We start from the raw sequence: 12,880 nt of genomic DNA on the forward strand, positions 1-12,880 counted from the left end.
AATGACTACGTGGGACTACGCACCCGCTCCCGAGTCACGGGACATCGCCAACCTCAAGCCGAGCTACCGGATGTTCGTCGACGGCAAGTTCGTCGAGGGCACCGGCGAGCCGCTGAAGTCGATCAACCCGGCCACCGAGGAGGTTCTGGCCGAGGTATCGACCGCTTCTCCGTCCGATGTGGACACAGCGGTGAAGGCCGCACGGCGCGCGTACGACAAGGTGTGGGGCAAGATGCCCGGTGCCGAGCGCGCCAAGTACATCTTCCGGATCGCGCGCATGATCGCCGAGCGCGGCCGTGAACTCGCTGTTCTGGAAAGCCTGGACAACGGCAAGCCGATCAAGGAATCGCGCGATACCGACATCCCGACCGCGTCCGCGCACTTCTTCTACCACGCGGGATGGGCGGACAAGCTCGACTACGCGGGCTACGGTCCGTCGCCGCAGCCGTTGGGCGTCGCGGGTCAGGTGATCCCGTGGAACTTCCCGCTGCTGATGGCCGCGTGGAAGATCGCGCCCGCTTTGGCTTGCGGCAACACGGTTGTGCTCAAGCCAGCCGAGACCACGCCGCTGACCGCCCTGGTGCTGGCCGAGATCATCCAGCAGGCCGATCTGCCGCCGGGTGTCGTGAACATCATTCCTGGCGCGGGCAACATCGGCGCCGAGCTGGTGAACCACGCGCAGGTCAACAAGGTCGCGTTCACCGGGTCAACCGAGGTCGGCAAGCTGATCCAGGGTTCGCTGGCAGGCACAGGCAAGAAGCTCACTCTTGAGCTTGGCGGCAAGGCCGCGAACATCGTGTTCGACGACGCCCCGCTCGACCAGGCCGTCGAGGGGATCGTCAACGGGATCTTCTTCAACCAGGGGCACGTCTGCTGCGCGGGATCGCGGCTGCTTGTCCAGGAGTCCATTGCGGACGAACTGCTGGAGAAACTGCGCACCCGAGTGTCCACTTTGCGCGTTGGCGACCCGTTGGACAAGAACACCGATGTCGGCGCGATCAACTCCAGCGAGCAGCTGGCCAAGATCCGCGAGCTGACCCAGGCAGGCGTTGACGAAGGCGCCGAGCAGTGGACGAGCCCATGTCCGTTGCCGGACAAGGGTTTCTTCTTCGCTCCGACCGTGTTCTCGAATGTCAGCCAGGCCATGCGGATCGCGCGTGAGGAGATCTTCGGGCCGGTGCTGTCGGTTTTGACGTTCCGCACCCCGGATGAAGCTGTGGCCAAGGCGAACAACACGCCGTACGGCCTGTCGGCCGGGATCTGGACCGAGAAGGGTTCGCGGATTCTCTATATGGCCAACAAGATGCGGGCCGGTGTGGTCTGGGCCAACACGTTCAACCGCTTCGATCCCACCGCGCCGTTCGGTGGCTACCAGGAGTCGGGCTTCGGCCGCGAGGGCGGACGGGCCGGGCTGGAGGCGTACCTCGATGTCTGAGAACCGTTTGGGTGTCGCGAAAACCTACAAGCTCTACATCGGTGGCGCTTTTCCCCGCTCGGAGTCCGGGCGTTCGTACCCGGTGAACGACAGCAAGGGCAAGTTCCTCGCGAACGCGGCACAGGCGTCCCGAAAGGACGCTCGTGAAGCGGTTGTCGCTGCCCGCAAGGCTTTCGGGAAGTGGTCCGGCGCGACGGCGTACAACCGTGGCCAGGTGCTCTACCGGGTCGCCGAGCTGATGGAAGGCCGCCGCGACCAGTTCGTCACCGAAGTCGCTGCCAGCGAAGGAGTTCCGGCAAAGCGCGCCCAGTCCCTTGTGGACGCGGCAATCGACCGCTGGGTCTGGTACGCGGGCTGGACAGACAAGATCGCGACCGTCCTCGGTGCCGCGAACCCTGTTGCTGGGCCGTACTTCTCGTTCACGGTCCCCGAGCCGACTGGCGTGGTCGCGGTGTTCGCGCCACAAGAGTCGTCACTGCTCGGCTTGGTCAGCGTAGTGGCGCCGGTGATCGCTTCCGGCAACACGGCTGTGGTCGTGACCAGCAAGGACCGGCCGCTGCCGTCGATCACGCTGTCGGAGGTGCTCGCGACCTCGGATGTGCCGGGCGGAGTTGTCAACATCCTGACCGGTAGTGCCGTGGAGCTGGCGCCTTGGCTGGCTTCGCACGCGGACGTGAACGCCCTCGACTTGTCCGGCGCGCCCACGATCCTGCGCGCCGAACTGGAAAAAGCGGCCGCGGGCACCGTGAAACGCGTGCTGCGCGCGCCGTCGGAGGAACAGGACTGGACCAAGCAGCCCGATATTTCCCGGCTGCGGGCGTATCTGGAAGCCAAGACAGTCTGGCATCCTCTCGGAGTGTGACGACCGAGGTCGACAAGATCACTCAACTGATCGCCGCGATGCTGAGCGAAAGCCACGGCATCGCGGCGTTTCAGCGCGGTGACACGGTCGAACTACCCGAGTTGTCCCTGGTGGTGCGGGTCAGCGAACCAATATGGCACGGCAACCTCGTACAGCTGCCGATCGGAATCGGTGATCCGGCATGGTCAGCGCTCGCGTGGGACCAGGCCGTCGGCGTCGCGGGCGAGGACGGGCATCCGCTCGCGCAGGCACTGATGGCTTGGGTGCATCACGTCCTGCCGCTTTTCATCGCTCTGCGTGCGCCGTCGAATCCGCTTGTCAGCTCGATTTTCCGGCTCGGTGCGACGGACGCCGCCGGTCAGCACGCCGATCTGCTGGCCGCGCCCGTGATGATGCGGGTCGTCGGCGAGCCTCCCGAGTCGTTCCAGCAGGTCCTCGCCAACGACCCGCCGAGCCTGCTGGTCGCCGAGCGGCTCCTGGGCGACGTGCGGCTGTCGGAGGAACAGCCGCTGTGGCTGTACACGATGTCAGGCAAGGCTGGCGACCAGGTGATCCGCGAGGTCACGGTGAACAACGCGTTGGCAACAGACGACTTCCCTGGCTTTGACGCCGTCCTGGACTGGGGCGATGCCAGCGGAACCGTGAAGTCATGGGTGGTGTTGCGTAAGCATGTCTGAGTTCGAACCCGAGCAGATCGCCGAGTTCATCGCCAGCGTGGTGGACACCGAGTGCGTGCGGGACGGCAATGTGCTCGACCTGCCCGAATGGTCCTACAGGATCGAGGTCGGCGGCGTGCTTGAGCACGACCCGACGTTCGTGGAGGTCCTCATCGGCGTCGGCGATCCGGCGTGGGGCGGGTACGCCTGGGACCGCTCGGTCGGGGTGAGTCGCAACGGCAGCCATCCGATCGGCGAGTCCGTGCTCGCGTGGACGCATTACGTGCTGCCGCTGTTCATCGCCATGCGCCAGCCTGATCATCCGCTGACCGGTGTGGTGTATCGGGAACAGGTGCCTGGCGGCGAGATTCTCGCTGGACCGGTTGTCACGCGGAACTTTCATGATCTGCCCGCCGACTTCGAGGACAAGGTCGCCGCCAATCCGCCGACCATGATCGTCGCTGAGTGGCTGGCCACTGGTGGTCAGCTGCCGGAGCGTCCGACTTGGCTGTACACCACGTGCAGTCGGGTCGCGGAAACCGAGGCGGAGGAGGTTGCCGTGAACAATTCCCTGGTCACCGAGCATTTCACCGGATTCGCCGACGATCTGGACTGGGGTGACGGCAGCGGCACGGTCAAGTCGTGGGCGATCCTGCGAGCCCTCAATTAATTTAGGTGGAACTTGGCACCGCCCGCCTGCGTCGTAGTGCAGAGTAGGGCCAGCGAAGGAGACTCAACGGGGGGACCATGCCGGACAGCGGCTTCAAAGTCGAGCCTGAGGCGCTCGAGGGCTACCAGCGCACGATGACCGCGCTCGCCGGTGAGATCGGCAACGTCGGCACGGCCACACTCAACGGCGTGACCTCGTTGCCTGGCGACTGCTTCGGCAAGATCGGCGCCGAAGTCGGCCTGAACGCGGCCTTCCAGCAGGCCGCGCAGGCTCAGCTCGACGGGGTGAAGGCCGCGTCGACCGGCCTCGCCGACCTGGCGAAGGCCGTTGGCGACGCGCTGGTCGGCTACCAGCACCAGCAGGCACAGACCGCTTCGTCGATCCGGCGGGCGGAGCAGATCTGATGAGCGCGGCGGGATTCATCGGCAGCCTGGTCGAACCGATGAAGCAGCATCTGGCCAAGCTGGATGGCGACACCGGCGCGGGCAGCAGGGCTGGCGAGACGTTCGGGCGCGGCGCGACCGCGTTGAACGAGATGAAGGGCCGTCAGGAGTCGCAGGCCAAGACGACCATGCAGGGCTGGTACGGCGAACAGGCCAACGCCTTCCAGGGCAAGTCGGCGTCGTTCGGCAACGCGATGAACACCTTGGCGAGCAACTGCACTGCCGCGCAGCAAGTCGCGAGCACGGCGACGACCGCGGTGACCGGTGGCCGCACCAAGATCCAAGGCCTGATCGACGAGTTCGTCGGCTGGGCGACTCCGGTCATGCAGGCGGCTGAGGCGGCCAAGGCGAGCGGCAACGAAGCGGCGTGGGGGCAGGCCGCGGCGGACGCCAAGGCGAAGGCCGACGACTACGCCACCAAGACCGCGCAGGCGTTGAAGAACGTCAAGGACGAGCTGACTCCGTTGGTGGGCAAGCTGACCGGACTGGCCAAGGTGGACGCTGGCGCCGTCGGCGGCCTCGGCGGCCCGATGGGCCCGCCCAACACCGCCACGTCCACCGCGAGCGCCGGTACCGACGGCCGTAGCGGTCTCGACTCACGCCAAGGCGGCGGCTCCGGTGGTGGAGGAGGCGGCGGCGGTGGGGGCGCAGGAGGAGGCGGTGGGGGTGGCGGCGGCACGGCCGTCGGCCCGCAACTGCCCGTCGCTACTCCCCCGCAGCCTGGCAGCGGTGTCGGCATCAACCTGCCTGGCGGCGCCACGGTCGAGGCTCCGAACGAGGTCGCCGCGGCCGCCGTTCGCCAGGCCTTGAGCGCACTGGGCACGCCGTACGTGTGGGGAGCGTCGAACCCGCCATCGGGCACCGACTGCAGCGGGTTGACGTCCTGGGCGTACGCGGCCGCAGGCCACGAGCTGCCGCGGCATTCAGCGGCTCAGGCCGTCGGCGCCTCCGTGCCGGATCAGAGCCAGCTGCTGCCGGGTGACCTCGTTGTCTGGAAAGGACACGTGGCCATGGTGATCGGCAACGGACAGATGATCGAAGCCGGTGACCCGGTGCAGATCAACCCGATCCGGACGTCGAACATCGGCATGCCGTTCATGGGTTTCTACCGGCCGACCGGCTGAGGATTGTCGATCACGTAACGCCAGCACCCATCCGGGCCGCGACGCGCCACATCCGTCGCGGTACCGGAGATTCCGGCATCCGGGATCTTCCAGTCCACAAGCAACAGTGCGATGTCGCCGCAGACATAGACATGGCGCGGTTCGACCGTGATGCGCTTGCCCAGTTTCTGTAGCTCAGCGTTGGCACTGGCACGCTCTGCACCGGTCAGCGGTTTGCCCGCGTCCAGCACGAGCAGGCTTTCCGGCTCGTAGACGCGCTCGACTTGCGCCGGATCGAACGAGTCGAACGCCTTCGCGAAGGCGTGCGGCAGGTCAGCCGCGTGCTGCACACTGGTCATATGCAGAGCCAAGCCGAAGCTCGCGTGGGTCACCAAACGGAAACCTGGGACGCCTCGCTGGTGCCCGACGACCGTGGCCGAACCAATCGGCCCTCGCCGGGCTGCCCGGTCGAGGTCGCGCTCGACGCGATCTCCGGTCGTTGGACCACTTTGGTCATCCGTGAGCTCATGCACGGGCCACTGTCGTTCAGTGAACTTCGATCACGGCTGCCTTCGTTGTCCGCCAAGGTTCTCAGCGACCGGCTGCATGGTTTGACCGCCCGCGGCTTGACTTCCTGCGTCCGTGCGACCGGATTCCCCGCGCGCACGACGTACCAGCTGACTGAGCGCGGATTTGCCTTGCGTCCCTTGCTGATCACGCTTTACGCGGTGGGCAGCGAACTGCTCGGCGACTGACGTCACACTGTCCCTTATGGACTATTAATTTCTGTCTATCCGCTGTGTATCCGTGAAATCCGGAACAACGGGACGATTGACCGTCGTTTTTCCAGATATGGAACAGGTCATGATGGCAGTGCAGCGCAGGTCGCTTGTGGTCGTCGCAGGCCTGCCCGGCGCGGGGAAAAGCACGCTGCTGCGTGATGTGGGTCCCAGCGTCACCGTGGTCGATTCCGACCAGATCCGGGAGTGGCTGGCCAGCAGGCTGCCAAGCGGCACGCCCTACTCGCGGTACCGCCCGCTCGTGCACATCGTCCACCGCATCCGGATCGCGCTGGCCGCGATCTTCGCGCCAGGGCCGGTCGCCGTGCACGATCCGGCGACAGGCGTGGGCACGCGGCTGACGCTTGTCATCATCGGCACGCTGACGTGGCGAGTACTGCACTTCATCTGGGTCGAGACCACGCCAGAGGAAGCATTGGCTGGGCAACGCGCACGCGGCCGCGTGCTGCGAAAGGCCTCCTTCGCACGGCATGTGGGCCGCTCGCGGCGCCTCGATCTGTCCCGGCCGCCGCGTGGTTGGCGCAGCATCACCGTTGTGGGGCGCAGAACCAGGCTTTGCCTGCGCAGTGAACGCGTCGGGCCATAGACTCGACGCGTGGGGAATGAGGATCACGTTCAGGACGAGCTGGACCGGCTCGGCCGGAATGTCGCCGAGACAGGGGAACGGGTGGCCGCGGTGGTCGGCCGGACCGGCCCGATCATCGGCCAGGCCGCGTCCGGCGACAACGCGATCAGCGTGTCGGTGAGCCCTGGCGGCATGATGCGCGCGCTCGACATCAATCCCGCGGTTCTCGGGCGTCATCCCGATGAGGTCGCGCGCGAGATCGTCCGGCTCGCCGGACAGGCGACCAAGATCGCCAACAGCCGCATGCACTCGTCACTGCGACAGGTGGTGAGCCCGAGCACGGCCAAGAGCCTGACCGATCTCGGCATGCCCAACGAGCCGCTTCCCCGCGACCGCGACGACGAAGAGTTCGGCGGTGTCCTGTCGTGACCGAACCACCAGTCGACGAACTCGTCCATGAAGCCGAACTGCGCCGCAGAGCCAGCGAGGACCTGCAGCGCAATATCGCGTCGATCTACGCCGTCGCTCGTGACCCCGACGGTCTGATCGAAGCGACCACGACCGCGAGTGGCGAGTTGAAGTCACTGCGGCTACGGCCCGAAGCGATGCACCGAGGCGTGCGCTGGCTTTCGGAAACGATCATGGCAACGGCCCACCAGGCGGCCGAGTTCGCGCGCCAGCGCAGCCTCAACCAACTGGCCCTTGTGCTGGGCGACGACGCGGCAAGGCAGCTCGAAGGCGCCATGGGCATCGCGCCGGCACGTGCCGCTGGCTGGGACGTCATCGGTGATCGCGCGCCCGCCGCCGTGCAGGCTCCGGCGGCCGTTCCGGTGGCCGAGGAAGAGGATGATGACATTTACTCCTTCGATCCTTCGTCGCTGCGTAGCGACCGGTGATCGACGGGGTTGGCAAAACCCGTAGGCTGCCCGCGTCCGGTGTGCCAGAAATCGCACCGGCGCGTTCGTCTGGGATCGTGCAGGAGAAGGCGGAGGGCCAATGGCTCAGGACATCGTCCCGATTGAGCTCGGGCTGCCACAGGGCGACGTGGTCACCCTCTGGGCACCGCGCTGGCGGGAGGAAGGCGAGGACTGGGAGGCGTTCCTCGGTGACGAGGACGACCTGTACGGGTTCCCAGACGCGGCGCACCTCGCGGCGTTCGTAAGGACGGTCGACGAGCACGACCTGGCGGACCACCCCGCGTGGCCGGTCGTGCCGAAGCTGACCGTTGAAGAGTTGCTCCCGGACGAGGAGCACCAGTACGACCTCGTGGGCGTGCCCGAGCTGGCGGCACAGGACCCCGACACGTGGACGCTCGACGAGCTCGCCGGGATCGTGGCGATCGTGCGCTCGCTCGCGGACGTGTGCGAACTGGACGCGGTGAACGACGTCCTCGGCGCAGCCGAGGGCTTCGACCTGCTCGACCAGGGCACGCTGGCCTTCACCGGCCGCGACGGCGAGCGCAGGTGGACCGAGCTGGCCGAGACCATCGTCGAGCGGTGGGACGAGGTGCTCGACGCGATCGACGAGGTCGTCGCGACACCTGACGTCGACGAGCCCGCGCTGGCCGTGGCCACGGAGGAGCTGGAGAAGCTCCAGGCCGAAGCGGAAGAAGCCGACGACGACTCCTCAGAGGAGGAAGAAGCCGACGCTGACGCTGACTCGGATGAGGACGTCGAGCCCGCGCCGCTCGGTTTCTGGGGCGAGGTCGGCATCGACCCGGTGAAGATCATCACCGACGGGTCGGAGTACTACACGCTGCGCTGCTACCTCGACGACGCACCGGTGTTCCTCGGCAAAGAAGGCAAGGTCGACGTCTTCCCGTCGGCCCGCGCCCTCGGCCGGTACATCGCATCCGGCGAGATCGGCGACAACGACCTCGCCGAGGTCTCCACGTGGGAAGAGGTCGTCACCAAGGCGACCGACGGCTCGCTGGAGATCGAGGTCGAAGAAGACAACACCTACGTGCTGCAGGGCCTTGGCGAGGACATCGAGGAAGGCCCGAACGCTATCGACCCGACGCAGCTGGATCTGGCTGTCGAGTTGCTGACCGACACCGCGGAGTGGGCTGGCGACGACTCGGTCGGCGAGGCACTGTCGGAGTCGGAGTCGCTTGGCTGGCTGATCTCGTTCGTGCTTCGCCCGGACCCGACACGGCTGGTGCCCAGCGCTCCGTTCGACGCCGAGGTCGAGGCCTGGCAGAAGCTGGTCAACGCTTTCGAGGACCGCCTGGAAACCCACTGATCAGACCTCGTGAGTGGTTAGACGCGTTCTAACGCGGCTAACCACTCACGAGGGGTTTTACTCGGAGGGGTGCTGCTCGCCTTCGGCCAGCAGGGCCGCGTAGCCAGGCTTGATCACCTTGTTGATCAAGTCGAGGCGCTCGTCGAACCCGATGAAGGCCGACTTCATCGCATTGACCGTGAACCACCGCAGGTCCGCCCACCCGTAGCCGAAAGCATCCACCAGCGCGGCCATCTCGCTGGACACCGTGCAGCCGCTCATCAACCGGTTGTCTGTGTTCACTGTCACGCGGAACCGCAACTTCGTCAGCAGGCCGATCGGGTGTTCGGCGATCGAGTTCGCTGCTCCTGTCTGAATGTTCGATGACGGGCACATTTCCAGTGGGATCCGGCGGTCGCGCACGTAGCTGGCCAGCCTGCCCAGATGCGCCGTTCCGTCCGGGTCGATCTTGATGTCGTCCATGATCCGGACTCCGTGCCCGAGGCGCTCGGCGCCGCAGTGCTGGATCGCTTCCCAGATCGACGGCAGGCCGAAGGACTCACCCGCGTGGATGGTGAAGTGCGCGTTCTGCTGGCGCAGGTATTCGAACGCGTCGAGGTTACGGGTGGGTGGGAAGCCTGCTTCCGGCCCGGCGATGTCGAACCCGACCACGCCGTGGTCGCGGTAGCGCACGGCCAGCTCCGCGATTTCCGCTGAGCGAGCGTTCTGGCGCATCGCGCACAGCAGCGTGCCGATCCTGATCTTGCCGCCGGTCGCTTTCTCGCCCTCGCGGAAGCCCGCTTCGACCGCTTGCACGATCTGGTCGAGGCTCAGGCCTTTCTCCGTGAAGAGCTCTGGGGCGTAGCGGACTTCCGCGTAGACCACTCCGTCGTCCGCCAGGTCTTGCGCACATTCGGAGGCCACCCGAACGAGTGCGTCCTCACTCTGCATAACCCCGCAGGTGTGCGCGAAAGTCTCCAGGTAACGCTCGAGCGTGCCCGCGTTCGCCGCCTCGGTGAACCACTGGCCGAGCTCGGCCTCGTCGGTTGTGGGAAGATCGACATAGCCTGAGGCGTCGGCAAGTTCGATCACCGTGCGAGGTCGCAGGCCGCCGTCGAGATGATCGTGCAGCAACACTTTGGGGGCACGCCGGATCGCCTCGTGGGTAACCGGGTTCGGGTTCGACATGCATGTACGTTACCCGCCCCTGCCGTCACCCGATCGTGTCCAACCGTGCCCACGTACTGTGTCCACTCGGTCATCGGCCGCAACGGCGCATTACCGCTGAACGGCGTAATCGACCGAGATCAACTAACACGAAACTAACGGGTGGTGTATGGACGCGTTTTGGGACTGGCTAGGCTCCCAGCGTCTCCCCTCCCCAGGACGAAGGTCACCTCCGTGAACGAGAACAACAACGCCACGGTGTCGTTCGACCGGATGCGCAACATGCTGACGCGCGCGGCCGAGATCCGTGAGAGCGAACAGCAGCAGGTGTTCGACGCACTGGACGAGATCCACGCGCGGCTGAGCCCGCTGGACTCGCTCGGTTCGGTGCGCAAGCGACTGTCCGAGCTCCCGGACCGCACCGAGGTCGGCGTGATCGCCGAGCGCCTGGACGAGGCGATGGCGAAACTCGAGGCCCAGGACACGGCCATCGCCAGCCTTGCGCGTGCGGTCGAATCGATCGTCGACAAGCTGGCAACTCCCTTCGCGCAGCTCGACGGCCGCCTTGACGGCGTCGTTGGCAAGATGGAGGGCGTCGTCGGCCGGATGGACGGTCTCGAGGACAAGCTGGCGAACATCCACCGGCGGATCGACTCCCTCGACGGGCACCTCGACAAGCAGGACGCCCGGATCGACACCCTGCCCGGCCAGGTCCACGTGCCGGTCAAGGAGCGCATCGACACGCTCGAAACCGCACTGCGCGGCCGTCTGGACGAGGTCGACGAGGGCGTGCACGAGCACCTCGACGGCACCAAGGACTCGCTGCACCGGCACGTCACCGAGGTCAACGACGGCCTCGTGGGCAAGCTCGACGAGGCGCGCGACAACCTCAACTCGACGCGCGACTCGATCAGCTCCGCGGTCGCCGACTCCCGCGAGAAGCTCGCAGCGGCCGTCTCCGACGCGCACGACACGATCGCGTCCGCCGTCGCGGACTCCCGCGACTCGGTCACATCGGCGGTGTCGGACTCGCGTGAGGCGCTGGTCGGCTCGCTCGGCGACACCCGTGAAGGCATCACGCACTCCCTGGACGAAGCCCGCAACGCGCTCAACGCCGCGCTGGACGAGACCAAGGAGACGATGGACGCCAGCGACCGGCTCGAAGCCCTCGCGCAGCGTCTGGAGCAGGCGCTCGGCCGCTTGGACGACATGGCAACCAGGCTGGACACCGTCGAGGACGGCTTCGCGGCACGCCTCGGCGAGCTCGGCGGCACGCTTGAGCAGAGCCTGACGAAGGTCCAGGGCACCCTGGCGGCGCAGCCGGACACCACTGTGGTCACCTCGCTCGTGAAGAAGAGCAACGAGGAGACCGAGCGTCGTATCGGCGGTCACCTCGACGAGGCCATGGCCACGTTCGCCGAGCTGATGATGGGCGGCGGCCCGGCGATGCCCGCGGCACCGCCGTCAACCCTGCCCCGCCAGCAGCGTCGTGCGCGCGGCAGCAAGAAGGTCAACGGCGAGAAGCCGCGCATCGAAGAGCTCGAAGAAGCCGACAGCGGCGACGACAACTAAGCAAAACCCCAGCTCAGCCCTCGTGAGTGGTTTTGCCGGTTAGAACCGGCATTTCCACTCACGAGGGCTGAGCTGTGTGTTCAGCGGACCGTGTCGATGAGCAGCTTGTGCTCGGGGGACGGGTCGCCGATGGTGTAGGCGCCTTGCAGGGATTCCAGTGCGGCCGCAACGGCGTCTGGCGTGTCCGTACGCAGCTCCAGGAGCGGATCTCCCGCTGAGACCCGGTCGCCGGGCTTCGCGTGGCATATGACGCCAGCAGCGTGCTGCACGGCGTCCTCCTTACGCGCCCGGCCCGCGCCCAAGCGCCAAGCCGCGACACCGACGCCGTATGCGTCGAGGGTTGCCAAGGTGCCGGATTCCTCAGCCGTAACAACGTGAACGTGTTTCGCCTTGGGTAGCGCGGCCTCCGGGTCACCGCCCTGAGCGCTGATCATGCGGCACCACGTTTCGTACGCCCCACCGCTGGCCAGCACCTCGACCGGATCTGTATCGATCCCTGCCAGAGCAAGCATTTCCCTGGCCAGCGTGACCGTGAGATCGATGATGTCCTGCGGCCCACCGCCACGCAGAACTTCAACGGACTCCTCAACTTCAACGGAGTTACCGATCGTCCGGCCGAGCGGAACTGACATGTCGGTGAGCAGAGCGGTGACCTTCCGGCCGTGCTGCTTGCCAATCCCCACAAGGGCTTCAGCCAACGCGCGGGCGTCGTCGAGGTTCTTCATGAACGCGCCGGACCCGACCTTGACGTCGAGCACGAGCGCCTCGGCGCCCTCGGCGATCTTCTTACTCATGATCGAACTCGCGATGAGCGGGATGGACTCGACGGTCGAAGTGACATCCCTGAGCGCGTAAAGCTTCTTGTCCGCTGGCGCCAACCCTTCGGTCGCCGCGCAGACAACGGCGCCAACGTCGGCCAACTGCCTGGTGATTTCGTCGGTGGACAGCTGAGCACGCCATCCCGGGATCGATTCCAGCTTGTCGAGCGTGCCACCGGTGTGGCCAAGCCCACGTCCGGAAAGCTGCGGGACGGCCGCGCCACACGCGGCGACCAAGGGCGCCAACGGAAGCGTGATCTTGTCACCGACCCCACCGGTCGAATGCTTGTCCACGGTCGGCCGGTCGACCTTGAGGTCGAGCCGGTCACCGGAGTCGATCATCGCCTGGGTCAGCCGCGCGGCCTCGGCGGTGTCCATCCCGTTGAGGAAGATCGCCATCGCGAGCGCGGACATCTGCTCGTCGGCGACGACACCGCGGGTGTACGCGTCCACCACCCAGTCGATCTGGTCGTCGGACAGGCGGTGACCATCCCGCTTGGTTCGGATCACGTCCACAGCGGACAGTCGTTCTCGGCTCATACGACCACCCTAAGTGTTTAGGCCTCACG

The 12,880-nt window shown here is 66.4% G+C and carries 15 protein-coding genes; 12 read left to right on the forward strand and 3 right to left on the reverse strand.

The genetic code is table 11. The features are described from left to right. Position 1 precedes the first annotated feature (1 nt). From LWC34_RS24085 to LWC34_RS24110, 6 genes are all read left to right on the forward strand, one after another. The gene (locus tag LWC34_RS24085) at positions 2-1,435 is read left to right on the forward strand and encodes an aldehyde dehydrogenase family protein (RefSeq protein ID WP_233727411.1); all 1,434 of its coding nucleotides are present in this window, start codon (positions 2-4) and stop codon (positions 1,433-1,435) included. After that, positions 1,428-2,297 carry an aldehyde dehydrogenase family protein gene (locus LWC34_RS24090; RefSeq protein ID WP_233727412.1) on the forward strand — a complete coding sequence of 290 codons (870 nt, stop codon included), beginning with the start codon at positions 1,428-1,430 and terminating at the stop codon, positions 2,295-2,297. The genes LWC34_RS24085 and LWC34_RS24090 overlap by 8 nt, the downstream gene beginning before the upstream one ends. Further along, complete coding sequence (locus LWC34_RS24095) at positions 2,294-2,974, forward strand: hypothetical protein (protein WP_233727413.1); 681 nt, start codon at positions 2,294-2,296, stop codon at positions 2,972-2,974. The genes LWC34_RS24090 and LWC34_RS24095 overlap by 4 nt, the downstream gene beginning before the upstream one ends. Beyond that, on the forward strand, positions 2,967-3,623 hold the full coding sequence (locus LWC34_RS24100) for a hypothetical protein (protein ID WP_233727414.1): 657 nt from the start codon (positions 2,967-2,969) through the stop codon (positions 3,621-3,623). The genes LWC34_RS24095 and LWC34_RS24100 overlap by 8 nt, the downstream gene beginning before the upstream one ends. Before the next feature lie 77 nt (positions 3,624-3,700). Continuing rightward, positions 3,701-4,027 (forward strand): type VII secretion target, encoded by a 327-nt coding sequence (locus LWC34_RS24105; protein WP_233727415.1) that lies wholly within the window; start codon positions 3,701-3,703, stop codon positions 4,025-4,027. Beyond that, positions 4,027-5,190, forward strand: a complete 1,164-nt coding sequence (locus tag LWC34_RS24110; protein WP_233727416.1) for a C40 family peptidase — start codon at positions 4,027-4,029, stop codon at positions 5,188-5,190. Before LWC34_RS24105 ends, LWC34_RS24110 begins: the two co-directional genes overlap by 1 nt. Here LWC34_RS24110 and LWC34_RS24115 read toward each other — a convergent pair. Then, entirely contained in the window at positions 5,172-5,528 is a 357-nt protein-coding gene (locus LWC34_RS24115; protein WP_233727417.1) for a YybH family protein, read from the reverse strand. The two genes, LWC34_RS24110 and LWC34_RS24115, sit on opposite strands and share 19 nt — an antisense overlap. On the opposite strand from LWC34_RS24115, the gene LWC34_RS24120 reads away from it, so the two are divergent. The 5 genes from LWC34_RS24120 to LWC34_RS24140 all read left to right on the forward strand — a co-directional run bounded on the left by LWC34_RS24120 (position 5,529) and on the right by LWC34_RS24140 (position 8,775). Continuing rightward, positions 5,529-5,924: a winged helix-turn-helix transcriptional regulator gene (locus tag LWC34_RS24120; protein WP_233727418.1), complete on the forward strand. Its 396-nt coding sequence runs from the start codon at positions 5,529-5,531 to the stop codon at positions 5,922-5,924. Positions 5,925-6,033: 109 nt separating this feature from the next. Continuing rightward, on the forward strand, positions 6,034-6,555 hold the full coding sequence (locus LWC34_RS24125) for an AAA family ATPase (RefSeq protein WP_233727419.1): 522 nt from the start codon (positions 6,034-6,036) through the stop codon (positions 6,553-6,555). Positions 6,556-6,564: 9 nt separating this feature from the next. Then, the gene (locus tag LWC34_RS24130) at positions 6,565-6,963 is read left to right on the forward strand and encodes a YbaB/EbfC family nucleoid-associated protein (protein ID WP_233727420.1); all 399 of its coding nucleotides are present in this window, start codon (positions 6,565-6,567) and stop codon (positions 6,961-6,963) included. Continuing rightward, entirely contained in the window at positions 6,960-7,430 is a 471-nt protein-coding gene (locus tag LWC34_RS24135) for a YbaB/EbfC family nucleoid-associated protein (RefSeq protein ID WP_233727421.1), read from the forward strand. The genes LWC34_RS24130 and LWC34_RS24135 overlap by 4 nt, the downstream gene beginning before the upstream one ends. A 100-nt stretch (positions 7,431-7,530) precedes the next feature. Further along, the gene (locus tag LWC34_RS24140) at positions 7,531-8,775 is read left to right on the forward strand and encodes a SatS C-terminal domain-containing protein (protein WP_233727422.1); all 1,245 of its coding nucleotides are present in this window, start codon (positions 7,531-7,533) and stop codon (positions 8,773-8,775) included. A 57-nt stretch (positions 8,776-8,832) separates the two neighbouring features. Here the strand turns inward: LWC34_RS24140 and LWC34_RS24145 are convergent, their stop codons facing one another. Beyond that, positions 8,833-9,942: an adenosine deaminase gene (locus LWC34_RS24145; RefSeq protein WP_233727423.1), complete on the reverse strand. Its 1,110-nt coding sequence runs from the start codon at positions 9,940-9,942 to the stop codon at positions 8,833-8,835. 252 nt (positions 9,943-10,194) lie between these two features. Here LWC34_RS24145 and LWC34_RS24150 point away from each other — a divergent pair, with 252 nt between their 5' ends. Beyond that, on the forward strand, positions 10,195-11,493 hold the full coding sequence (locus LWC34_RS24150) for a hypothetical protein (RefSeq protein ID WP_235729914.1): 1,299 nt from the start codon (positions 10,195-10,197) through the stop codon (positions 11,491-11,493). 80 nt (positions 11,494-11,573) lie between these two features. Here the strand turns inward: LWC34_RS24150 and LWC34_RS24155 are convergent, their stop codons facing one another. Further along, complete coding sequence (locus LWC34_RS24155) at positions 11,574-12,851, reverse strand: thymidine phosphorylase (protein WP_233727425.1); 1,278 nt, start codon at positions 12,849-12,851, stop codon at positions 11,574-11,576. Between the last annotated feature and the right edge of the window lie 29 nt (positions 12,852-12,880).

This window comes from Kibdelosporangium philippinense (assembly GCF_021390435.2).
GTDB lineage: Bacteria > Actinomycetota > Actinomycetes > Mycobacteriales > Pseudonocardiaceae > Kibdelosporangium > Kibdelosporangium philippinense.